The sequence below is a fragment of the Bacteroides timonensis genome (genome assembly GCF_000513195.1).
GTDB lineage: Bacteria > Bacteroidota > Bacteroidia > Bacteroidales > Bacteroidaceae > Bacteroides > Bacteroides timonensis.
On sequence record NZ_CBVI010000001.1, the window covers coordinates 51,690 to 77,181 of the forward strand.

18 protein-coding genes and 1 pseudogene are annotated in these 25,492 nt (G+C 44.1%); 2 read left to right on the forward strand and 17 right to left on the reverse strand.

Features of this window, described 5'->3' with window-relative positions; all coding sequences use genetic code 11:
* Window positions 1–3,288 carry a TonB-dependent receptor gene (locus BN161_RS00145; RefSeq protein ID WP_125910704.1) on the reverse strand — a complete coding sequence of 1,096 codons (3,288 nt, stop codon included), beginning with the start codon at window positions 3,286–3,288 and terminating at the stop codon, window positions 1–3.
* Window positions 3,289–3,544: 256 nt separating this feature from the next.
* Complete coding sequence (locus tag BN161_RS00150) at window positions 3,545–4,465, reverse strand: FecR family protein (RefSeq protein WP_044262008.1); 921 nt, start codon at window positions 4,463–4,465, stop codon at window positions 3,545–3,547.
* A 182-nt stretch (window positions 4,466–4,647) separates the two neighbouring features.
* On the opposite strand from BN161_RS00150, the gene BN161_RS00155 reads away from it, so the two are divergent.
* On the forward strand, window positions 4,648–5,211 hold the full coding sequence (locus BN161_RS00155) for an RNA polymerase sigma-70 factor (RefSeq protein ID WP_044262009.1): 564 nt from the start codon (window positions 4,648–4,650) through the stop codon (window positions 5,209–5,211).
* 14 nt (window positions 5,212–5,225) lie between these two features.
* On the opposite strand, the gene BN161_RS00160 is transcribed toward BN161_RS00155, so the two are convergent.
* The 10 genes from BN161_RS00160 to BN161_RS29660 form a co-directional block, all read right to left on the reverse strand.
* Window positions 5,226–6,971 (reverse strand): AAA family ATPase, encoded by a 1,746-nt coding sequence (locus tag BN161_RS00160; RefSeq protein ID WP_044262012.1) that lies wholly within the window; start codon window positions 6,969–6,971, stop codon window positions 5,226–5,228.
* Between the two features lie 215 nt (window positions 6,972–7,186).
* Window positions 7,187–7,411, reverse strand: coding sequence for a hypothetical protein (locus BN161_RS00165; protein ID WP_044262014.1), 225 nt, complete (start codon window positions 7,409–7,411; stop codon window positions 7,187–7,189).
* Between the two features lie 132 nt (window positions 7,412–7,543).
* On the reverse strand, window positions 7,544–7,765 hold the full coding sequence (locus BN161_RS00170) for a hypothetical protein (protein WP_125910705.1): 222 nt from the start codon (window positions 7,763–7,765) through the stop codon (window positions 7,544–7,546).
* 81 nt (window positions 7,766–7,846) lie between these two features.
* Window positions 7,847–8,347: an RDD family protein gene (locus tag BN161_RS00175; protein ID WP_081743596.1), complete on the reverse strand. Its 501-nt coding sequence runs from the start codon at window positions 8,345–8,347 to the stop codon at window positions 7,847–7,849.
* A gap of 6 nt (window positions 8,348–8,353) precedes the next feature.
* Entirely contained in the window at window positions 8,354–11,854 is a 3,501-nt protein-coding gene (locus BN161_RS30210; RefSeq protein ID WP_244436359.1) for a DUF6443 domain-containing protein, read from the reverse strand.
* Window positions 11,855–11,865: 11 nt separating this feature from the next.
* Window positions 11,866–15,027, reverse strand: a complete 3,162-nt coding sequence (locus BN161_RS00185; RefSeq protein WP_044262020.1) for a hypothetical protein — start codon at window positions 15,025–15,027, stop codon at window positions 11,866–11,868.
* Between the two features lie 141 nt (window positions 15,028–15,168).
* Window positions 15,169–15,321: a smalltalk protein gene (locus tag BN161_RS29655; RefSeq protein ID WP_394332276.1), complete on the reverse strand. Its 153-nt coding sequence runs from the start codon at window positions 15,319–15,321 to the stop codon at window positions 15,169–15,171.
* Window positions 15,322–15,326: 5 nt separating this feature from the next.
* Window positions 15,327–15,770 (reverse strand): N-acetylmuramoyl-L-alanine amidase, encoded by a 444-nt coding sequence (locus BN161_RS00190; RefSeq protein ID WP_044262021.1) that lies wholly within the window; start codon window positions 15,768–15,770, stop codon window positions 15,327–15,329.
* A 51-nt stretch (window positions 15,771–15,821) separates the two neighbouring features.
* Complete coding sequence (locus tag BN161_RS00195; protein WP_044262028.1) at window positions 15,822–16,334, reverse strand: HU family DNA-binding protein; 513 nt, start codon at window positions 16,332–16,334, stop codon at window positions 15,822–15,824.
* Between the two features lie 5 nt (window positions 16,335–16,339).
* Entirely contained in the window at window positions 16,340–16,513 is a 174-nt protein-coding gene (locus BN161_RS29660; protein ID WP_167332474.1) for a hypothetical protein, read from the reverse strand.
* Between the two features lie 126 nt (window positions 16,514–16,639).
* On the opposite strand from BN161_RS29660, the pseudogene BN161_RS00205 reads away from it, so the two are divergent.
* A pseudogene (locus tag BN161_RS00205) lies at window positions 16,640–17,525 on the forward strand (Rpn family recombination-promoting nuclease/putative transposase).
* A gap of 114 nt (window positions 17,526–17,639) precedes the next feature.
* On the opposite strand, the gene BN161_RS00210 reads toward BN161_RS00205, so the two are convergent.
* From BN161_RS00210 to BN161_RS00230, 5 genes are all read right to left on the reverse strand, one after another.
* Window positions 17,640–17,912 carry a DUF4248 domain-containing protein gene (locus BN161_RS00210; RefSeq protein ID WP_044262370.1) on the reverse strand — a complete coding sequence of 91 codons (273 nt, stop codon included), beginning with the start codon at window positions 17,910–17,912 and terminating at the stop codon, window positions 17,640–17,642.
* A 117-nt stretch (window positions 17,913–18,029) separates the two neighbouring features.
* Window positions 18,030–20,471, reverse strand: a complete 2,442-nt coding sequence (locus BN161_RS00215; RefSeq protein ID WP_052356133.1) for a DUF3987 domain-containing protein — start codon at window positions 20,469–20,471, stop codon at window positions 18,030–18,032.
* Window positions 20,472–20,680: 209 nt separating this feature from the next.
* A complete protein-coding gene (locus BN161_RS00220; protein WP_125910706.1) occupies window positions 20,681–20,899 on the reverse strand; it encodes a hypothetical protein in 219 nt (72 codons plus the stop codon).
* Between the two features lie 227 nt (window positions 20,900–21,126).
* A complete protein-coding gene (locus BN161_RS00225; protein WP_044262033.1) occupies window positions 21,127–23,403 on the reverse strand; it encodes a GH92 family glycosyl hydrolase in 2,277 nt (758 codons plus the stop codon).
* Window positions 23,404–23,428: 25 nt separating this feature from the next.
* Entirely contained in the window at window positions 23,429–25,438 is a 2,010-nt protein-coding gene (locus tag BN161_RS00230; protein ID WP_044262036.1) for a glycoside hydrolase family 97 protein, read from the reverse strand.
* Between the last annotated feature and the right edge of the window lie 54 nt (window positions 25,439–25,492).

A 25,492-nucleotide genomic window follows, 5' to 3' on the forward strand; every position in this document is an offset into this window, starting at 1 on the left:
TTACAATTTAAATTTAATACCAAAACCAAAGCTACGCACGCTTGGCTGCATAAAATAATCATTACCTTGCCCGTAAGTAGCGGTAGAAGGAGTCAATTCGGGATCAAACGGAGCTTCACAATACAACATCCATGGATTGTTTGCGATAAATGAAAGTGTAACGTCCTTCAGCACATTTTTAAACCATTTGTTAGGCAACGTATAACTGAATGTCAACTCTTGTAAACGGATATTAGTAGCACTGTAGACATAATATCCGGAAGTTTCATAACCTCCCGTACCAATCATCTGATAATAAGTCTTTGCATCTACTCTACCTTGTCCCGGCAATAAGGCACCTCCCGCATCGCGTGCTTCAGCCGAACGCTTTGAGACACCAAAACGATCAAGCAATGCCTCGGTAGAAGACGTTACTATACCCCCAAAGCGTCCATTAATTAAGAAACTTACCCCAAATCCCTTATATGACAAGGCGTTGTTCCATCCCATATTAAAGTCTGGAGCTACCTTTCCTAAATAAACGGGGTCACCAGCTTCTACACCATACGTACCATCAGCCTTTATTTCCACATACCCTTGGTGATCTTTCTTCAGGAAGGTATTGGCATAAATGTCATGAATGCTGCCACCTTCTTTTAAAATAATACGGCCTTTATCTTTCTTCACTTCAGAAATTTGAATCGGATCATCCAACAAATCGGTATGATAACCATTTACCATCTCTTTGATTTCATTGATATTGCGTGAGAAAGTAAGTGTAGAAGAGAAAGCCAGCCCATTACCCAACTTATCATTGTAGCCTAATGAAGCTTCCCAACCACGGTTCTCCACATCACCCGCCTGCAGATAAATCTGTTTATAACCGGTAAATTCCGGAAGGCTTCCCAAGAAAGTCTGGTTCTTTGTATTAGAGTGATAATAAGTGATCTCCGCACTCAGTTTATTCCACAAGCGCAAACTCAAACCGAATTCATACGATTTAGTACGTTCTGCCTTGAAGTCAGTGAACGGATAAATAAAGGTCTCTTTCATAGCACCGCCTGAAATAGGTGTTGTCACCGTACCCGGAGTCAAACCCGAACGGGAAATCGGTGCACCGACTTCGGTGAACGAACCACGCAATTTCAAGTAAGAGATGAATTCAGGCAATTTCACCATTTCGGAAACGATAGCTGATAAACCAACAGAAGGATAAAAGAAGGATTCTTCATCCGTGTTTACGAGGCGAGAGTTCCAGTCATTACGTCCGGTCAGCGTCAGATAGAGCATACTCTTCCAGCCTAATTCCACATTGGCAAAAACAGCATGATTGCGCACACGGCTATCACCTCCCTTTTCAGAAATACGACCGTTGGCGGGATCTATATTGACAGCATTAAAATCGTTGGTTACACCAAGCAAAGTGCCCTTATACCCTCTCTCTAACAACCAATAATTGGAATAACTCCAACCCAAGTTGGCAGAAAGACTGAAGTCCTTGATACGTTTGTTGATATTCACCATAAAGTCGGCATATTCCTGACGATCGTTATAATTACTGTATCCGTAATGTCCTTTCTTACCTTCTGCAAATTTCTGATCAGAAGTGGCGAAAATCTTACGCTCAAACAGCACCTGAGTATCATCCATTCTAAAACGGGCAGCTGCATTCAACCAATCGGTTATATTATAAGTCAATCCTACATTGAACATATAACGGCTCTTTTCATTGGTAGCCACATTACGATAGGCCGTCCAATAAGGGTTTTGAGAAGCATAAACCGGATCAGCTACAGGCCAATTCTGCTGAGGAATCTTACGCCCGTCATTGTAGGTTTCAAATGTTTTAATCGCTTCAAAACTCTCACCACGTGGGAACAGATAAGCAGCCATCACAGGATTCCAATACTGACCTTGCGAAACCATATTTCTATCTTTCTGCTTCACATAAGATGCTCCAAGATCAAGCTGCAACTTATCATTAAAGAAGGTAGCGGTGTTGCGAATGGTAAAGTTCAGACGGTCATAAGCGTTATTAGGCACGATACCTTTAGAATTGGTAGACGAAATAGAAGCGAATGTCTGGTTCTGTTTTGTCCCCGTAGTCAATGTCAATGAATTGATGAAGTTGGTACCTGTATTGAAGAAATCATTCTTCGGGTCGTAGTTTGACGGAGTTGCCAGTTTTTCTCCCCAGCTATCATACGCATCCTTCTTGTTTCCATACGTATTCTGAAATTCCGGAGTCATATATGCCTTGCTGAATTCGGTAGAAGAAGAGACAGAAATTTGCAGTTTACCTTCCTTACCTTTCTTTGTAGTAATCAGAATCACACCGTTGGCGGCACTACTACCATATAGAGCCGCAGCCGAAGGGCCACTCAGTACAGAAAGGCTTTCAATATCTTCTGGGTTAAAATCTGCAATACCTTCAGTACCGGCTTTGCCTTCACCCATAATGCCGCTATCCGTATTCCCCATATTGGTGTTGAATAAAGGAATACCGTCCACCACATACAAAGCATTATTATCACCTTCGATTGACTTTGCGCCACGCATCACCACGCGGGTAGCGCCACCTACACCACTGGCACTTTTATTGATGCTTACACCGGCAATTTTACCATTCAGGGAATTAACAAAGTTGGCATCTTTCACTTTTACAAGTTCATCCTGATCAACCTTTTGTACATTATAGCTCAATGCTTTCTCTGCACGTTTAATACCAAGAGCTGTAACAACCACTTCATTCAGCTTCTGTGCATCTTCTTGCAGCAAAACATTCAAGGTCTGATCATTAACTATGGTTACATTCTGTGTAGTATATCCCACATAAGAAATTTCCAGTACATCACCTTTATTTACTATCAGACTGAACTGACCATCCAAATCCGTAATGGCACCGGTAGGAGCATTTTTCACTTTGACATTCACACCGATCAACGGTTCTCCGGTTGCATCTTTCACCACACCGGTCACTTTTATCTGAGGTTCCTGTTGGGCAACCTGTTTGGTAGACAGAATGATTTGTTTGTCCATGACCGTATACGTAACATTGGTTCCACGGAAGACATCATTCAGCACATCTATAATTTTCCCGGATTTATTTTTTACCGAAACTATACGATCCGTCTGAATCGTCTTATCATTATAAAGGAATACATAATCGGAGTTTTCCTCTATTTTATTCAACACTTGCTCTACAGAAACATTCTCCATAGAAAAAGGCATTCGGGTGCGCTGGGCATACCCATTCTCGGCGGGAAGCTGCAATACAACAGCAAAAAGTAGTATCAGACTTATCCTCATAGGTAAAGGAAGTTTTATATTTAAGGTATATTTAAGGCATAATGCATTAAATGAATGATTATTTTTCATACATTTGCGGTTAACTAAAGTTTATTACTCAATGAACTAAGGTTTGATTCCCGGTTAGCGTTTGCGAGACTCTTTTCCGCGAATCTTTAAAATCTCCTGGAAGGAGGCTGTGGGGACAGCTTTCTTCCTTTTTTGTTTTTCATTTCTTTATGCTATATCATAGGCTCTTCAGGTTTTTAAAAGGTTACTAATATAAATTGACTGTAATTTTTGTCTTCGTAAAGGTAGCGTCCGCCTGTTGCGCCGCGTCTTCCACCTTCCACTTCAGTGCTGCCGATTTTGCCAGATAATCCAATATCTGCGGCAAAGTTTCGCTCCGGAAAGTAGCCCGGTATCTATATTCTTTTCCAGACCTATTGTTAAACTGAATTTCTACATTGAAATGCCGCGACAGACGCTTGAAGATTTCTTCCAGCGATGCATTTCTGAATATTAATTTTCCATCTTTCCAGGCTACCTTCTCGTAAACATCCACTTTATGTTTTGTCCATTTCTGACTCTGTTTCTCGTAAATCAACTGTTCACCGGGCGACAATACCATTGTTTCCTGATTGGGGGTTATCACATTTACCTTACCTTTTTCCAGCACAGTTTCTATACAGTCATCCTCCTCATAAGCAGTTACATTGAATTTCGTACCATATACATATACGCTCAACCCATTCGATGTGTTTACATAAAAAGGACGTTCCCTGTCGGCCTGAACTTCAAAATACGCCTCACCTTTCAGATCTACATTCCGATTGTCTTTCCGGAACACCGTCGGATAACGCAGAGTACTGCCGGCATTCAACCATACAACAGAGTGATCGGGAAGTTCATATCGGATCACTGATCCCATGGCTGCCGTTACTTCGGCATATTTCTCGTCTACTACCGGTTTATGGAAATACAGATATCCCAAAGTCAACGAAGCCAGCAACAATGGCAACGTCAAAAATGCCGCGTAACGCATACATTGATTGTAAATCATCTTCCGCCGGCTGCTTTTTATCTTTTGTTGCATCCGCCGATAAGCATGCTCCACATCAATAGATTCTATTTCTTTAATATCATCTCCCAATGCCTGCGCTTTTTGTAGCAATGATTCGGGATTCAAATTTTCCATAACTCCTGTTCAAAAAAATGTATTTATAATTGCAATTACATATATAATACAACTGAGATTTAAAAAAGGGACAGGCAAACTGAGTTTTTTTTCATTCCGGCAAAAAAAGAAGAAAAAGAGCATTATGTTACTTTCTTATTATATATTTGCCCGACAAAAACGCTTCAACAAATCTAATTAGTATGAAAATATCTTTCCTAAGACATGATAAGGAACAGGCTTTCAAGCTACTTTACGAGGAATATTACGCACCTTTCTGTCTGTATGCAAAGAGATTTATAGAAGATAAAGAAACACGAGAAGATATTGTTTCAGATGTATTTACTTCACTATGGGATAAAATAGAAACTTTTGAGATAGACTCTGATACCACATTAGGCTATATTAAGATGTGTGTAAAAAACAGTTGTCTGAATTTCCTAAAACATCAGGAGTACGAATGGAATTATGCGGAAATAATCCGCAAAAAGACTCCTGTCTACGAAACCGAATCGGACAGCGTATATACATTGGATGAGCTTTACCGGATGCTGTATGAGACCCTGAACAAACTTCCTGATAATTACCGCACTGTCTTTATCGAAAGTTTCTTCAAAGGGAAAACCCATGCAGAAATTGCAGAAGAGCTGAATCTCAGCGTGAAATCCGTCAACCGCTATAAACAAAAGACTATAGAATTGCTTCGTAATGAGTTGAAGGACTATTTACCTCTTCTACTCTTATTTATCGCTTCCGGAAGAGCATAAGAGCACACACCGGATCATACCTCTTCGCACACCCTCATCTCCATACCTTTATATACCACTACAATCTTATGCAGGTGCGTGGTGCCGACGGCACGTTTCACCGTATCGGTATCTGCATAGCGATTGGCCTGCTCAACGGCTTCCCGACGCAGTTCTTCCACCCGGCTCTCAGGATCTTTGTATTTAGCATACTTCAGTTCGATGATATAACTGTGCACCATATCCGGGAAGATATCCAGCAACGGGCATAGGAAGATGTCTACATATCCCGCCTGTGTGTCTTGTTCGGAGATTGGACGGTAGAAGCGGTTCTGCGCTGTCATTGCCAACGTGAAACCGTGTACAAAGAACTCTCCTTTCTGTTTGTCACGCTGTGATGCATAACGCTTCAGGCAGTCGGCAATGTAAGCGAAGTAAACTTGCCAATTACCATCATAAGCCAAAGCACTAGCCAGTTCACTCTTTTCGTAGTTACTGAAATTCAGATCCGCCTCATTATATGTATTCAACAGATAAGTATAGAGTTGTTCACGCACCACCTGGTTAGGAATAGTCAACTTAGTTTTTCCTTTATGTATTCCACTGACAGTGAGCATACCAAAATAATAAAGCAAACTTATGAAATTGTCGGGGTCGACAATACTAACGGCAGGAAACCCTCTCTTCAGTTCTCCGGCAATGTATCCTTGGCTCACTAAAGTCTGAATGATAGAGGCATCATGAGAGAATTCCTTATCTTTGCGGATGAGCATACGCAGTTTTTCGTAATCAATGCGGATGTTATCTTCTATCATGTCACGCGGCACCTTACCATACAAAATATAATTCTTTACGAAATAAAGTACCATGTTGGAGTTATACATCGTGGTTGTATCGTAACTCTCGGGAGCGAAGCAGTAATTATCATACCACGGCTTCATAATCTCAATGATTTCATCAATGCTATGGTTGAAGTGGCAGGTGGTGGAATAATACGCCAACATCTGACGAACCTCCTCTTCGGTGAAGCCCATCATTTCATTAAACTCGGATGAGAGCGAATAGTTAGTTCCAATGTTGAAGCCACTGGTCAGGTCGTCCATCGTCACGGGACTGACGCCGGTGATGAAACAACGCTCAATGGATGAATCCGTCCCCGATTTCACGGTATTAAAGAAAGCCCGCAGATAGCCGGTCTTATGTGTCTCGTCAGTATAGCGGTTCAGGCTGTCGGCATCGGAAAGTATAGTATTGGTGAAGTGGTCATACTCATCAATGAAGAGATAAATCTTCCGGTTCACTTTGGCACATTCCATATAAAGGTATTCCAACTGATTGACTGCTCCGTCTTTCGCCTGCATCTTTTCTTTTATCCCCTCCGGCAGATAATCGGCATAGACATCACAGAAATAGTCAAAAACAATGCTGCAATGGTCGTCCAAGCCCTTGCGATAGTTGTGCAGTTCGGCACTTACCAATGAGAAGTTAAGTTTCAGTACCAAATAGCTGTTGCGGTCTTTGGTGGGATGCTTCCCTATATACAAATCACCAAAGAGAGCATCAAACTTATCCTTCGCATTCACATCGTAATAATGTTGCAGCATATTCAAGGTCAGACTCTTGCCGAAGCGACGGGGACGGATAAAAAAGAAGAACCGGTCCGAACGCTCTATCAATGGAATGAAAGAGGTCTTGTCCACATAATAATAATCATCACGACGAATAACCGCAAAGTTCATCATGCCATAAGGCAACAATTTGCTATCTGATACGTGCTCCATAATTTACGCCTTTAAAGAATAAATATTCTATATGCAGATACAAAGATAAACTTTCCGCGACAGCTTGACAAGGCAACTACGTATTTTATAGTAAATTCTTGTTTTAGTTCCATTTTCCGGATGGGATGCAAACGAGAGGAGTTTATATTTTCAAGCAGATTGAGAATCCGGATATGAGAACAGCCGGATAAAAAGATATCCGGCTGAACGGAACATCATTTTAAAGACCTTATCCATTCAAGAGGAATACTAAGAAAGTGATCATAACCAACAACGTGTGTATCAACTGCCATTACTATGATATCTGCAATAATCATACCTATGACTATAATGATCATTATAATCTTATGAGTACGAGATATTTTTTCTTCATACTCTCTTTGGCCCATTTTAGGTAAATGAGTATTCTTGGTTGTCCACTTTTTCTTTCTTTTCCCCATACTTAATAATTATTAGTGTTGTCTAAATTCTGGTAATACTCTTCTGCTGTTTGAAACGCTTCAGGGTTCGTAAGAAGAAACAGCCGGATATATTTATCCGGCTGAATAAGAACAGAAAACGAAGTTAATCTCCTAATCAAATAAAGAACGAGACCACTCAAGAGGACGACCTATAAAATTATCATAACCTACAACATGATTATTCAAAGCAATTATTGTTATTATTAATATAGCAAGTGCAAGAAAAATCCATGAGGCTACTTTGAGCATCCAATCATCAGGTTCTTCTTCCCTTTTTTTATCCTTTTTAAAATGGGTATTCTTGGTGGTCCATTTCTTCTTTCTTCTCTTCATAATATTTATCATTGTATAAATTCCGATAGTATTCGTATACGCAAAACAGCCGGATAAACAGATCCGGCTGAACGGAAATATTTATTGATATAAAAGTCCCTGTAATCCAAATGAAGAAGCGCGAAAGTAGTAAAAGAGTTCAAATAATATTAATCCTATTAAAGCATATCCAATAGCTAAAATGGACTGAGATAACTTAGGACTCTGCAAGGCTTTATTATATAGAATAACTTTAGTATGGGAAGCATAATCTCCTATACGAAGTCCATTTGAACTATAATACATAGCAATACATTCTATAAAAGTCAGAAAATAGAATAGATTCCGAAATACACATTTTAAAGGATTAGCTATTTGTCCAGTATTAGCATCAACAACTTGAATACCTACAATACGCCTTCCAATACTCGCTCCCCCAAAACAATCTTTACAAAAAAGAGCAAACCACGCAAAAATAGCAATCATTGGAGTTATTACCCTTATATTGCAAAAAAGTAAGATTCCATTTACCAAAACTGCTAATAAGGCAGCAATAGCAACATCAATATAAAATGCCATCAACCTTTTTAATTTCATATTCATATCTTATCATTTAAACAAGTTAACAAAAAAGTTCCAAACTTCTTTTAAATCAATCTCTACAGCAACTCCAACACCTACAGCTGCAGAGAAATCGATATTACCAACTTCTGACTTTGAGATTTCGTCTTCATCAATTTTTTCATAGTATTTATTAGTAGAATCATATGTTGTAGTCTTCTTATTATCTTCTGACCACAAAGGAACACTTACAATTAAGCCATTCTCCTTAACCGAAGTTCGACTATCTAATTCATACGCATTATCATAACTTTCAATTCCTACAATTCCCACATTAACTGAAACACCACTTGTTTCCTTAGCCCCACCGCTTCCATATTGAACACTTCCAGCATTTATTTGAGCACCTATCTTTACGCCCAAAACTTGAGCTGATACTCCAGCATTTAATCCAAAAGAAATATTCCCTGAAACACTATTTTTAAGATGAGGCCAAGCTTCGTTCCAGCCTTTACCATCAGGATCAATATAAAGCACCGGAAGATTATCGCAATACACATAAGGAGCGACTCTATAATAATTCTCTGCCAACGGATCCACCGTATGCCATCTTCCCAGTGCCGGGTCATACATTCTCGCCCCATAATCATACCAGTTCAACCCTTTCTTCGCATCCAGTTCTTTGCCGTTATACTTATAAGGTTGTACATTACCGGTACTTGCAAATACACCTCCGAAAGGATAATAATGGTTCGTTTCTTCTACCTTGCCGGATGAATCCATTACCACGCGATTGTTTCCCTGATAATCCTGCAAAAAATAATGATACTTCTTGTCGTTCAAAGAAACATAACCGTAGCCCGTCAGAAGCAACTTGGCAACACCATTTTCATAGACCACATTGCCCAAATAATCGGTAGTTGTGGTTGCGCTACCTATCTTATGCACAGTCCTGAGTTTCGTACCGTCAGCACCATAAGTATAGGTAATAGTACTGCCATCTGAAAAACTTACTATACTTGGCAAATTTAGAATATTATATTGAATAGAAATAATATTTTTATTCAAATCTTTCGTTAAATTCCCATTCGTATCATAAGTATATTCAGTAGCCACTTTAGCACCATCCTTAAACTCGAAACCGTTGTTGTAGACAGAAGTCGTAACTGCATCATTCACAGCTTTTAGCTGGTTGCCGTTCAAAGTAAGGGCAAGATTATCAATCAAACCATAAGACGAAGCACCTGTCTGCCCATAACGCTTCAAACCCAGGATATTTCCATTCTTGTCATAACCGGTCACTTGCTCCGTGAAACGATTCGGATTGGCATTAATGAGATCGCCTTCTCCATAAGTAGCATCTGTCATGCGATTTCTCGCATCGTAAGTAAACTTATATCCTCGCATCACTTCATCATTTCCTTTCCACGTCATGCTACTGATATTACCATTGTAGTAAGGCGTGCCCTTTCCATCGATATAGTGTAGTTTTTGTGAAAACAGAGGACTTTCAATAGCTTCAATCCAACTTCGTATATTATACCGATTGGTGGTCACTAAAGAATCAAGTCCATGAATGCGCGTCTGCCGTATAATTCTGCCTTGAAGGTCATGATCATAGATAAACTTCGTGCTATCTTTTCCTAATGTATGCACTTCCTGAACCATTCTTCCCATGTGGTCGTAGCGATAGCTTTTCTGAGCAGATATTTCCGTACCATATTCTTCAATAACCTTCACCGGCTGCCCACTGAAATTAAAGGATGACTTATTGACTACGATTTTGCCATTCAACGTTGTATGCCGTTCCTGTATCAAGTTTCTGTCATAATCGTAATAATAAGTACTATAGAGTTTCTGATTTCCCCCTAATACCATAGTCATTCTACCTGTCAGCAAATCTTTGCAATGCACATTCGGTTCACCGGTATATCGTTTCCCAATACCGGTATCTTCCACATAACTGAGATTTCCGCTGAAACCGGATAAAATACCGGCAAACGAGTACGTATCATAATAATTAGCCTGCAACACTTTCAACTTTTCAAGCGAGATACCCGTCGGACAATTAATCCGGTAACCTTCACGGGCACCTGCAGTGCCAGGTGAATAGACAGCATAGATGTCCGAAGCATCACAAACGGCGCGATCCGGCAGTGTACCCTGATACACTCCGCTTAGCACCTCCCGACCCAGCAAGTCGGAAATACTAAAACTACACTCACCACGCTTCTGCTGCTCACCATCACTGGTAAACACCAATTGATTGTTGTGGTCGTATGCCATTTCCACCCAACCACAATCCGGTAACTTCTTGCCAATGCAGCGTTTCCGATAATCATATCGGTATTGGTAAGCATACTTGTCCAGAATGGTTTGCGGTGAACCGCTCAGATTGGCTGCCGCCATAGGAGACAACACAAAGCATAAATTACCAAGTTCGTTATAAACGTAGTAAGTATCCAATGTTTCCTGCGCAGTAAGATTCCTATTCAGTATGACGTGACCTTCCCTATCCTCAAAACTGAGGACAGTATGCCCGTCTTCATCTTTGGTCTCGACTACAGTCAGTTCAGAAACCGGATATTTTCCTTTTTGCAAGAGCTGGGGAGCAGCAGGTGTGCCCGACACGCCGAGATACAAACAAGCATCTGCCGACGTATTGGTGCGATAGTCGGTCTTTTCGCCGTGTCCCTTACTTTGCCATGCCTTTCCGGGACCATAATTCTCTATGATGCGGTTCAGCGATGAAGCTTCATACACAGGATAACTGAATGCAGCCTGATCGGAATACAAATCTTGAGCATTCTTTTCAACGATATTTTCAGGAATGAAGGTACCAGGGGATTGGGGGGCTAAGCACATCACCGGGAGCCATTGCTTGCTACTCCGTCCTAAAGCATCATACGCATGAGAAACAGCCACATCCTTTTTGTTGGGCGAAGATTTGTATGCCACTTCCTGCGCCAGTCTGCCCAAATGATCAAAATAACGTATGTGATGTTTAGCCTTACTCAGGTAATAAAGGGCGTTCGCCTCATCCGTACCCACTGTCGGAGTTATGGTACGTATGTAATTCATATCTTGAGAAGGAGTATAATTTTCCGGTGTTTCCGGACCATCGTCTTCATCCGCATACAAGGATGTCCCTTCAAACGTCAGAGATATATCTACATCAGCACCACGTACACTCAGTAATACATAATAGATTCCGGGATTGAAAGAGGAGGGTAGCATATTCCCTGGATTTTCGATGAAACCACCTTGTTCATCTAATATATTGATCATTATCGGCACACTTGAATAATGTTTCAGTTGGACAATCATCGGTCTGTCAATATACATTTTATAATAAAGAAATAGTTTGGTGAACATGCCTATATTATAGCGACCGCTTTTAGTACAGGAGAAATGGTCTCCCTGAAATCTAACTTCAATAGCCTCTTCCATGCTTTGCCCAGTAGTTGGACCAGTTATCGCGTAAACCTGTGAACTGAAAAGCAGACAGGTCAGCAAAACAGTTATATATCTGGTTAATTTAACGTTCATAATATTTAGTTTTATTCGTTTACAAAATGATAAGCATTTGTCTGAATCACTTCTGTCCGTCCTTTTTCGCTATGCCGATAGATTTGTGACAATCTCCCACTTGTATAATAGTTATAATAAATATTTCTACCATTTACAGCAGTACAAACTGTTATGTCCTTTCCATAACCAGCCCAATATGAATAGACTCTGGCTTGGGGCAGTTGCAAACGAACATTGTTGAGTGCAGAAATATCCGTTGCCGAGGCAGACAGGAGTTCCGGATTTTTCCCTAAAGCCGCACTTACTTCCTGATACGAAGCATTTTCTATGCGTGCCCTCAAGTTCTGTCCATAATGACTCCACAAAAAGACAATATGCCGTGAACCATTTTCCACAGCTTCCACCGGGTTTCCGTATTTGTCATAGTGTGTATACTCTATCTTGCCAGCCAACTTCCCATTGCCATCAAACAGAGATTCTTTCGACACCACTTTCCATTCTTGCGCACCTATACTTCCAGGCAAGCGATACTCCGTCTTCCGGCAATCAAGCAATTGCCTTTTACCGGAAGCGCCACTATAGTGCCACTCAGCGGTTGGCAACATCTGAAATTTATTCTTCGTTGAGTATTCGGCATACTGATAGACTGTTATCAAAGAATCAATCTTATTTTTGGGTTGAGAAGACTCTATCAGATAACCTGACCCGTCATATTTCATATATTCCCATTGCTCCCTTTGCTGTTCGCCTTGTGCGCCATAATAGTCTGTAGTTCGCGTAGAAACCGGTAGAAGCATGCGGAAATACTCTTTTCCGATATGCGCAAACAGATTAAACATCTGTCTACCGCTAATATTCGGACTAAACAGACATAAGTTATAATTATCTTCATTGTGGTAAGCATAGCGATAATCTATTTTCTTCCGCATTACATCGTTTTCGTCATAATATGTTTCCCGGGATATCTTGGCGTAATACAAGGAGGCGTCATCCGTGGAGTGAGCAACCAGATGCTTCAGATGTCTTTTGTAATCTTCCGCAAACAGAGTATAGATGTGACTGTCTCCCGTAGTAGATAGTATCTGAAAATATTCATTGGTATTATAATAGGAAGATGAAATACCTTGATTGGTCTGAAATTCTGTTTTTTTATAAGAATGCTTCTGTTCCAAACCTCCTTTGGACGAATCAATATAATGCTCCGTCACTTCCGGGTAACGTATATGGACGCCAGGATAAGATATGTCTGTGAAACCTTCGCTATTGAAAGCCGCACCTTTTATAGTAATTCGGGCACTGTTATTATCTGCTTCTACCAGCAAATGCCTATAGAATGGCATATACATCACTTTTCCTTCTTTAGAAGGACTACCATAAGTGTACACAGTTTCCTTTTGCACTTTTCCTGTGGCATCCATATAGCGGATGGAACGGACACGCGCACCTCCTGCCAGTCCGGATAGTGACGGAGAAAGACTGTAGTCGGTGGGATAAAAAGTAGCGCTCCCAGCTTGCACGATAGTGGAGTACTTATGAGGTTCGTAATTGAATTCCACACGCCCGCCTGTAGGATACGTCATCTGTCTGAGAAGACTTACATCATATCTATTTCCCGTTGCATTGCGATGATCGGTCGTTATTTTATAATCCAGAGAATATTGCGAAAAGGGATAGGACATACCGGGGATAAGAGCTACATTGGCATTCTCTCCACGCCAGAATCCCCAATGGTCGATATTGCTGGTCAAAGGGTTGGGAGTTTCAGACAATAAGGGAGTATTGTATTCCATGCGGAAAGTTCCTTCTTTATTGGTCTTGACACTCTTCAAGAACATCCGGTTACCCACGGCATAATCGTACGTCAGTTGTGCCAACTGCGTGCTTCCATTATACTCCATTCTTATTCCATCAAGCTTAGCCCCGCAACTGGTGAAGAACTGTTTGGCAGTGTTAGTGACCGGCAAAGGCTGTTTGCCGCGTGTAGAATAGGTAAAGCTGATGGTACAGCCATCTGTCTCTATATGGTCTATCAAGGCAACCTTATTGAGTGAATAGCTCCGATACACATTATTCTGAGCATAAATTGGACTACTAATCCCGGTACTTGCATTCATTGCCCCCACTCCATAAGGTGTAGATATCGTAGTCTTTCCGCAAAGTTGGTACTGCATCAACAAGTCAGTCCGATTCTCATAGTTTCCCTGCTGATTCAACGCTATTAGGTTTGAATGAGGAGTAGTGTGGTACTTCCTGTCAATATCACGATAATAAATATCCAGCGCCCTTCCATTAGGGGCTGTTATCCTCGTCAGATGGAAAGCCGTTATTTCGTGATGTCCCTTACTGGGATTAGGCGTGAAATTATAATCGCTTTGCCACGAAAGAGCGCTATATTCCAATGATGCGTATCCGCCACCACCAAACGTATATGTATATCCGTCATCCGTTTTTATACGAATACAGGTTTCTTGCGGAGCAGTGTTACTAAACAACTTCATCTCTGTCAGGTCTACTTGATATTTGCCACCGTTATACCCAACCACACTAACACTTCCGTCATAATTAATCATGAATTTACCGGAATGCTTCCCAAAAGAAAAATAGAAAATATCCGGTGAAGCTTCCACCGGCTTATTATTGTCTGTAGAAGGAAGTGTCAACATAGAAGAAGCAAGGCTCTTCAAATGAGCATATTTATATGGATTTTGTGCCACTTCTTGTTTCATGGCGCTTGTGTTATACGTATTCTTTCCCAACATTTTCAGAAAACCCGTGTAAGCGTATAGTTGGTCAGGATTTTCCATATAAGCTTCCAAGTCATCCGGCATCCCGTTGACTTGCCGGTATACTATTCCACCGGCATTCAGCATCCAGTCTCTTCCCACATAGTTATCTGCATTGCGCGGACGAAAACCCGAGGAATTGTAGGTAATAGAAATAGGAAAGTCAAAATCCTGATCCTGAAAATGGACGAGATTGATAGACGGAGCTATACATCCGGTATTCAGATCAATAGCAGCATGATTGTCATATCTCATCAGTTCCATCACTTGAGGAGAATAAACCGCTGGTTCATGGACTGACAGCTTCAGCGGAGAACTGATATCACCGGTCGAGGAGCCCATTACAGGTAAAGTCAAAACTGCCAATATTGAAGCAGTAAACAGATATTTATTTATATATTTCTTCATTTTTCACTTATTGTTTTTTTAGATTGATTGATAAATCTGATAAATACAAGGGGAGACTATATAAAAGAAAAGCGGGGACGGTCACACACTTCCTATTCACATGAATTAACCGTCCCCGCAAAACTCTTATCCGGGAAACTTCTACGGTGTCATCGCATTAACGCCCAGCACCCCCGCTATCGTCGTTATCACCGCGACAGCCACTTTCAGAATCATACTCCAAGCGGATCTCTTGATTGCCATTATTCCAACACCTCCTTTCCATCGGCCATTATCTTGCATCTCATGTCTCATTACTTTCAAAGCTCCTTCCTCACCTCAAAGCACGGACATTCCTTCACCCACTCTTCCGGCTCTATCAGCCCGTCCCCGTTCAGATCCGGACTGAGGTCGCGATGCCCGCAGATGCAAATATTATTTTTAAACCGCTTTAGCAATTGCGCCACCAGCAAGTGCATGGCACTACGCTGTTCCGGTGTACGGGTATCTTTCGCACGTCCCTTGGCATCTAGGCCGCCTTCATAGCAGATACCTATCGAATGAGCATTGTGTCCCTTGGCATGCGCCCCGACAAGTTCCAAAGCACGGGTATTGATTACCGTGCCATCCTTACGGATGTAGTAGTGATAGCCGATACCGCGGAAGCCACGGCAACGGTGATTCTCTTCCAGTTCGGCCACAGTCAGCGAACGGTCTTCGCGTGTGGCGGAACAGTGAATAATGATGTGATCAATTGTTCTCATATAACTTAGTGATGAGTGTTTAGTGATGAGTGATTTTTCAGAAACCAGAAACTATCCCAGCGGATTTTCATCCAGTCCTCCGCCGCCGGAACCACCTTGGTTACCACCGCCTTCCTCTTCATCCGAGCCTTGCATATTCAGCCTCTTGAGCTGTGTTTCAAGGTCGACAAAGTCGATGCGGTCTTCCGCACGGGTGGTAGCGGCATCCAGATTAGGACGGATGGCACTCGAAGCGCGGAAATTGATGCGGACAGCCTTAATCTTCTCCGGCAGACACTCTTTCTTGAGCGCGGAGCCCACCGTAGAAGCCGAAAGGCTGAAGACTCCGAAGCCGTCGATATTGACGGAACGGCCGTTGTAGAGTTCGCCACGCAGAGCCTTCACGAAGTTGGTGAGTACACTCTGAATATCACCCAGGGTGAGCGAACTGCTTTCTTTCATCTGAACGGCAATGCTGTTCAGGGTGGCAGATTTGCCCCAGACCAAAAGTTGAGGGTAGTACTTGCCCGAACCGTCCTTCAGGAACGGATTTTTACGAAACTGTTTTTTGTACGTTACTGACATATTTATTATTTTTTCTGAAGATTGATAAAACCGGTCACACAACCGGAATCTATCTCTGTATCGAGCGAAGAAGTGGCAGAGTCGACGTCATACCCCAGAAACAGCTTCGCAGGGTCCCCGCTTTGAGGACATGACAAAGGTACGGGAAGGCGGTGGCAGGAAGGGACGTACAGGGTCATACCGGTACATACCGGGCTGTACTTTGCCGGACTTTGATCCAGTGCCGGCAGAAATTACCTGTTCTATCTTTTTCAAATCCACTTTTTTTTCGTTCCTTTGCATAAAACAATAAATGCCAAACGCTTATGTGCAGTGAAGGATTACGCGAGAGGTATGTGAACCCCTATACCGATTTTGCATTCAAGTTGTTGTTCGGAACCGACCTGAACAAGGAGATTCTTATCGGATTTCTCAATGCCCTGTTCAACGGCGAACAGGTCATAGAAGATGTCACCTACCTGAACACCGAACACTTGGGCAGCAGGGAAGCCGAACGTCGTGCCGTCTTCGACGTCTATTGCCAGAACGAGAAGGGAGAGAAAATCCTGATTGAGATGCAGAAAGGGGAACAGCAGTTCTTCAAGGACAGAAGCATCTATTACTCCACTTTCCCCATCAGGGATCAAGCCATCAAGGGAGAAATATGGGACTATGAACTCAAAGCGGTATACATAATAGGCATACTGAACTTTACCCTTGATGACGTGAAGTCGCCCCAATTCTACCATGAAGTGAAGCTGATGGAGACAAGCACCCACGAAGTGTTTTATGACAAACTGATCTTTGTCTATCTGGAGATGCCCAAATTCCACAAGACCGAACAGGAGCTGGAAACCTTGTTCGACAAATGGATGTTCGTCCTCAAAAACCTATCCCGCCTCATGGAACGTCCCGTAGCCTTGCAGGAGCGTGTGTTCAACCGCCTCTTCGAAGCCGCGGAAATAGCGCAATTCTCCCCTTTATGCATACGAGGAGAGTTTGAAAGTGTACAGAGACTGGAATAGTGTAATTAAAACAGCTATCCAAAAGGGAGAAGCAAGGGGAGAAGCAAAAGGGAGAGCGGAAGGCAGAGCGGAAGGCGAATTGATAAAGGCCAGAGACATCGCCCGGAATTTAAAGAATGCCGGACTTCCCACTACCGAAATTGCTACGGTCACCGGACTTCCCATCGATGAAATAAATTCCCTTTAAACTCAAGCAATGTTATCATGCAAAACAAGCAATGCCGTGGTGCGGAACATAGCTTGTTCCGCACCATAACATTGCTTGTTTTCATTTCCGGCCGGCCAAGAGGCCTCATCCCGGTCAGGGTGCATCCAGATACTTCACTAGCACCGCCACCTGACGCTTGCTGAATATCTGATCGTTCTTCCCCTCAGGACCTTCGTAAAGTTCATGGTGAAGGTCGGGATTGAAGTTGATCCAACGGCGGAGCTTACGCAGGGCCGCCTCGGACGAAAGACAGGGAAAGTAGAGTTGCGCCAGATCGGACTTCAGATATGCTTTGACTTCAAAACGGAAAGCTGCGGATTCAAAGCCTTCAAGAAAGGCTGCTTCGGAATTTGTGTACTTTTTCATAATCATATTATTTTTCTATTTTCTGTTATTCATGTTTTATTCAAGAAAAATCGGAACACCGGAAAGGCTTCGAAAACACTTCCGAAAGCCCTACCGGAGGCCAATTCAGGTTCAGGGTCACTTATAGCCCCGTCCAGAAGGGCTTTTCCGTTTCTTCCGATAGCCATCTTCCTCTTTTACAATATATTGCAAATTCACCGCCTTGCGCAAAAGCCGTTTGCCCGTAGATTCGGACATTCCGGTGTTTTGCACCGCTTGAATAAACTCCGTATAAGTAAATCTACGAGACAAAGACGTGAGAATCTCATCCAACCGGTGAAAACGATGCATGCTGACGGGAGGCAGAGTAGTGTCGAGCAACGAAGTACTGAGCAAAAGACTATGCTCCAACAGCGTACGGGTGATGTCCATTGCCGTGCGGAAGTCTTCATCCGTACAAACATACTCCTTGGCATAGCGGTAATCTTCCCATTTGCGGAAGATGGTGAAGACAGCAGCCAGGCGCATCCCCAACAGTCCCGCACGGCGGATGAGGCTGCCTGAAGAATCACGCCCTTCCAACAGTGCCCGGCGCAGTAACTCGCTGAACATTTCCGTATGGAGCTGCCACTGCGCAGGACTGAAGGTGACCAGTGTGGGCGACTCCAACAGCACTTTATGCATCTCAAGCAGTTCCTGCCCCAAAGACTGGAAGTAGCTGCGAAGGTCAACCTGCTCATCACCGGGTGCACAGGATTCCCATTGCTGGTTCTGCTGACGGGTGTAGAATGCGAAACGGGAAAAAAGCCCCACTTCGAGCGAACGGAAAAAGACATAGAATTGCTCTTGCGTACCGGCAATGTTGAGCGCCAGGTGCGGATGCCGCACTACAATCGGATCGCCATCCACCTTGTACGATGAGGAAACTTCCTCGTGATGGGCGGCTTTGCAAAGGATGTCTTCATACTTACCGCAATCCTGGCCCAAAGAGGAAACCATCGTATTGATTTCGGTGGTAGTCATGCAGCACCCCAATTCACCGGCAGCGGCCAGATGTTCGATAAGACGGCTCTTGCTCGTAGTGGCAGATATCTTGAGATACTGCGCTTTCGGCTCTTCCGGTTTCAGGTTGATGTCCGGCAGACGTTTCTCATGCCTTGCCTGTTGTTGCTCTGTATCCCATACCAGCAGGGCTTGCTCATAAGATTTCTTGTTCGCATGGCGTATCTGGTCGTAGTATTCCTGCGTGGGATCCAGCAAAACGGCTGTGAAAGCCATGACGCCCTTGCCCGTACCGGCAGGAGCCACAGTGGCCAGATAAAAATGCGGAGAATGCAGCGAATTCTTATAGTAGAAACGGACGTAAGGGAAAAGTGCGCTGCAACTGTTCAGGCAGCCCAGCAGCGTCATGTCACGTTCGCGCTTGTCACTTGCATAGCGGCAACAACGGGTCAGCAAGTCCGGCAGACGGGTAAAAACATCATCGGGAATGTAAGGTGCATCAGCACGCAATTCGTCATTTTTCTCCAACACCGCTTCCGGATTTTCTTCTTCATTCGCCACACATCCGGGGCTATAAGTGACCCTGGCCCCTTTTTGGTCTCTCACCAACGCATTTTTCTTTTCCGGCAGGTTTCCAACAAACTGATATCCAGCCACTACGCGCTGACGAATATCTTCAGCCGTGAAATCACCCGATGCGTAACGGCAGGAGAAAAGAGAAATCAATTGTTCCAGTTCGTCAGGCGAAAAACCTTTACTTCCTGCCACACGCCCCAGTTTCAGGGCAAGGTCGTTGCGGTTGCCACGGCGGAAGGGGTTGCTACGTTCGAAATCGTCGAGCAGCTGGGGGATGAAGCCACAGGCGGAAGCCGGGGCAGAGCCACAGACTGTTCTCAGAGTCAACTCAGTAGCGGGCGACAGCGTCTTCGTTTTTTCCGATGCGGACGTGACCGGTGCAGGCATAGGCGCAAGCACAACCTCAGGCATTTCAAATGCCACAGCTTCCTCGTTATAGTACGCCTCGGGATGGTAGCTATAAAAACAGGGCTGGGTCAGAATCTTGCACTTCTCATCGTAGGGATGCCCTACATGGGCGCTCACCGCATTGCCTACCGCCGCGTAGAGGCGTGCATAATCTTGCCGCACATCTTCCGTACGCACGCGGACCAGCATTTTGATGCCTTCACCGGAGATACTGATAATCGAGGCGTAAGTGAAGGGCAAGGAGCATGCCAGACCGAACACTTCCTGCGTGCGTCGGTCGGTGTGGTCGAGGTCGACGCACAACAGCCCGCTGTGATCCGACAAATCTTTCACCGCATGTCCGTTCAGGCATACGCCGGCCGGCACAATGCACGGCATATTTTCCTTTATCGCCTGCGCTTCGGCTTCATGTCCGGGCAGAGCTTTCAGTCGGCGATATTCCAATACCTGCCGTCGATAACGGTCGCTACGCACCGTGTCCACAAATTCCCGGATAGTGATAGTACGTGATGTTTTACTCCGCACGCCCGGAAATTCAGAGACGGAACCGGGAGATTCCGAATTTGCAATTTTTTTTTGATCTGTATCTTTCATTTTTGCAATGTTACAGTATCAGGCACAGGCACTATTACCTCCGCCGCTGTAAAGGAAAGCATAATAAAATAAACGGCATGGGACGTTTTGTACACTTTTCATTTTTATATAACTGATAATAAACATATTACAAATGAAAAGTGTACATTTTTACGCACAACACTATTTAACATACAGAGTTTCCACCTAGCAATTAAAACTCCAATCCGTCATCTCCCATATTTCTCTATTTCCCTCTTTCTGATTCTCTTTTCTTTCTCCGCCTCATATTCGTCAATGAGCTTAACTCCGTCTCTTACAATACGTCTGACGATCCGCTCCTCTTGATCAGTCAGTCCCCCCTTTTCTTTCAAATTAGTAAAAATCGTCTCCACCTCTTTCAGTAAAACCAGATTAGTGCTATGACATTTTTTATGAGCTGTTCCCATTATTAGTTGACAAGGCATCAGTTGACAAGGGAACAAGAGAGAGAGAGAACTTTAAAGTACCTGTCTTTAAACCTAAGAGAGTTACAAACTCCCTTGTCAATTGGTCAACTGTTCTCTTGTTTACTAAGAAACTTGAGCTTGCGAAAGTTAAGTAAATGGATTATACGAAGAATGGGTAATTAAATTTTCATTTAACTACCCATCTCCGTATAATAAATCCACTTATACTATTTCTTTTCAATCACCGGTTTATCCCCCATCGTCAACTCTAACGTTCCACCGTCCACAATATCCCGATGGTTGAAGAAAGGTTCCACCAACTCCCGACCGTTCAAGAGCATCTTCTGCACATACTTATTTTCGCGACTGTTGCCATGCGCTACAACTGTGAAAGTTTTTCCATCCTTCAGCTGGATGGTTGCCTTATTGAACAGTGGCCGGCCAATGGAATACACAGGCTTACCGGGACATACCTGATAAAATCCCATCGAATTGAGAATGAACCATGCCGACATCTGCCCACAGTCTTCGTTGCCCGACAAGCCGTCAGGGTCATTGAAGTAAAGGGTATGGAGCACTTCGTCCACCAATTCCTGAGTTCTCCAAGGCTGACCGACATAGTTATATAGATGTGCGATGTGGTGGCTCGGCTCATTTCCATGCGCATACTGCCCTATCAGACCTGAAATGTCAACGGATACCGATTCACCTTCCATAGCCGAAGGAGCGATGAACAAAGAGTCCAGCTTGCCGATAAAAGCCTCACGGCCTCCCATAAGATCCACCAACCCGTCCACATCATGAGGCACGAACCAGGTCCACTGCCAAGCGGTACCTTCACAATAATCATCATTGCGGTGATTGGAAGAACGGGGATTGAAAGGTGTACGCCAGTTGCCTTCACTGTCCAGTCCGCGCATGAAGCGGGTGGAAGCATCGAAATAAACCTGGTATCCTTTAGCAAACGCTGCATATTTCTCCTGATTAGGTCTATCACCCAAAGCTTCCGCCAATAGCGAAATGCACCAGTCATCATAAGCATACTCCAATGCTTTGGCCACCGATTCGTTGTCTTTATCGCAAGGTACATAGCCTATCTTGTTCTTCCAGTATTTGGCTTGCGGCATCAGATGAGGCAATACCAGCGGAGGACACAGGATGCCGGTGGTGTCATATTCCGCAGCACGGATGCAGGCTTTGTAGGCGTCTTCCACATCAAAATCACGATAGCCTTTTGTGTAAGCGTCAGCGATAATGGATGCGGCATGATAGCCAATCATGGTTCCGGTATAATTGCCTGCAAGTTCCCACATAGGGAAGATGCCGCCTTCGCGCTGCTTCAGGATGAGCGAACGGATGAAAGCCTGGTTCAAATCCGGGTCGATAATCGTCATCAGGGGATGATAGGCACGGAAAGTATCCCACAAAGAGAAAACCGTGTAGACAGGATTTTCCACACTGCCTTGGTGGGGCTTCAGGTCCATGCCCAGATAGCGTCCGTCAGCATCCGTAAACAGATTGGGTTGCACGCCCGTATGATAGAGTGCTGTATAGAACATAGTCCGCTGGTCATCATCGTTGGTTTCGATATCTATTTTCGACAGATAATCATTCCATGAATTGCGGGCGGCACTGCGCACACTGTCAAAGTCCCATCCGGGTATATCAGCCTCCACATTCCGGCGTGCTCCGTCCATATCCACGGCAGAAACTCCTACTTTCACAAGGACTTGTTCGCCGGCTCCGGTCTGAAACTGCAACAGTGCTTTAGCTGTGGGCAGCAACGGTCCGCCTTCGTCCAGTGCCATAGAATCGGTCACCAAAGTATAGGTGAACGGCTTGGAGAACTTGGCATAGAAATTAATGTATTGGTCGAAAGCCCAATATACCGTCTTCTTACGCCCGCGTATCTCGGTGTCGCTGATTACTTCCAGCTCCATTTCTTCATTCGTCTGGCGTTGCAGACTGTAATCCAGGTCAAGGATGAATCCTGCATCTTCCGCTTTCGGAAAAGTATAACGATGGATAGCCGCACGCCGGGTGGCGGTCAGTTCGGCCTTCACTTTATAGCGATCCAGAAATACCGAATAATAACCGGGTTGGGCCGTCTCATTGTCGTGAGAGAAAGCGGAAGCGTATGCCATCTGCTGACTCTCCTTTCCCGTCGCATGATAATCTTGCCTGCCCACGGTAGGCATCAGCAATACGTCACCATAATCTCCACAGCCTGTACCGCTGAGATGTGTATGCGAAAAACCGTTAATGGTAGAATCTGCATAATAATAACCTGAACAGGCGTCCCACTGATAAATGCGCGTATCAGGGCTGGGCTGAATCATTCCGTTAGGCACTATAGCCCCGGGATAGGTGTGCCCGTGTCCTCCCGTACCAATGAACGGATTGACGTATGATGAGTAATCTTGCATTGCCGGCGTACAACCGTACATCACCAGCAAAAGAAGACCGCTCATCAGCATAGAATTGATTTTCATGTTCTTCTTCATATTTTGATTGTATTACGTTTTCATGTCAGGCAGGCATAAAGCTGATGGCTTGTCCGCCGCCTCTTGCCATAGAGACCGTCAGGGTGTCATTGGCAGTCACCAGTCTCTCAATGATGTCATAAGCCGTAGGATTAAGTTCCCAGTCGGCACCCTCTCCATCGGCATAGATCAAGGCACGGTATACCCTACCCTCTTCCAGAAAGTCTAACTTAACATCCACTTTACGCGCTTCTTCGTTCGTTGCGGCTCCCAGGAAGTACTTATCTTTTGCCTTACGGACAATGACCACAAACTCTCCCGGTTCACCGGCCAGCGCTTCCGACCAGTCACAGTCGGCATCAAAATCGCGGAAGAACTGGAAAGCGGGATGTCCTTCATAGTTCTCGATCATGTCCGCCGCCATCTGCAAGGGGGAGTAAAGTATCACCCAATTAGCTATCTGCTTTGCCAATGTGGTGTTGATGCGGCAATCTTTGCTGTCCTTCATATTCCACTGCTTGCGATAGGGAGAGTTTTTGGCACGCTCGTACATGATATCGAATATGCCGGGCGTATAATCCATTGGTCCGGCAAGCAGACGGGTGAAAGGCAACATGACATGATGTTCCGGCGGATTACCTTCGCTCCAGGCATTCCATTCCATACCGCGGGCACCTTCACGGGTCATCATATTGGGATAGGTGCGGCGGATACCCGTATCTTTGATCGGTTCGTGCACATCGAGCGTAGTATGGTATTTGGCGGCTGTTTCCACTACTTTACGGTAATGGCGCACGTTGTATTGCCCGTGATGATTGTGTCCGTCGGGAAGTCCACCTGCATAACCGGTTTTCACAGAATGGATGCCCAGATCAGCATACCATTTATATGACTTATCCAATTGTTTCTCATAATTCATAATATTGCCTCCCGTCTCATGGTGTCCGATAATCTCGACTCCTTTTTCCCGGGCGTAGCGGGCAATTTCCTCTATATCAAAATCAGCATACGGACGGGTATAGTCGAATGTCTGAGAACCGCCCCAGTTTTCCCAACCTTCATTCCAGCCTTCATACATCACTGCTTCGATGTTGTTGGCCGCCGCAAAGTCGATGTACCGCTTTGCGTTCTCTGTTGTGGCACCGTGACGATCATTTATCACCCAACTTTCCACTCCCAGATGCATTCCCCACCAGATACCTACATATTTCATCGGACGTATCCAGTCGGTAGTTTCCAGCGCACAAGGTTCGTTCAGATTCAGGATAAGACCGGAGTTGATAAGCCCGACTGCTTTCGGGGCAATCTGTATAGTGCGCCAAGGTGTCTTAAAGCTTCCTCCGTTGAAGCGGGCTTTTATGCCGTCCGGCCAGGGAGCCAGTTCGGATTTAAAATTGCAGTTTCCCGTATTCTTCAAGGTCATCTCCGGAAAATCAGTCAATGCCGCTTCATGGATGCTGGCATATAAACCTCCGGTTTTGAAAGTCATGGGAGTATTTGCATTGTCTGTCCGGCTAACAGGCTGTGTACGATATAGCAACTCGTATGTTTCATAATTGGCAGGTATGGACCACGAGGTGCCATCCTGTGCTATATTGAACGCAGTCAGTTCGTCTGTCACCAGAATACTGTCAGCTCCGGAAACTTCATATTCATAGCGAAAACCTAATCCATCGTCGAAAACGCGGAAACGCAAAGTCAGTTTCGTGTTTGCCGCATCGGACAGGTGGACAGCCATTTCGTTGTAATGGTTGCGAATGGTTTTGTTTTCACCCCAAGGCTGGGTCCAGGTTTGGTCGTGAGTGGCGAAGTCGGTATTTACCACATGGAAATTTCCGAATAGATTAACCCCGTCATTGGCCTCGAAACCCAACATGGAGGGCTTGATAAACAAGGTATCTCCAATACTTACCTGATAAGCTATCTCACCATTATCATCCAGATTGAGGGCAAGCCGGATATGGTCATCAGGCGAGGTTACTTCTGTCTGTTTCGAAGAAGTGCAACTTGCCAGAAACCAAAAGGATACAATTATATATATAAGACGTTGTTTCATATTGTTTGATTGTATAGGAGAAGAGTAGCCTCACAAGCAATGATACTACTTATA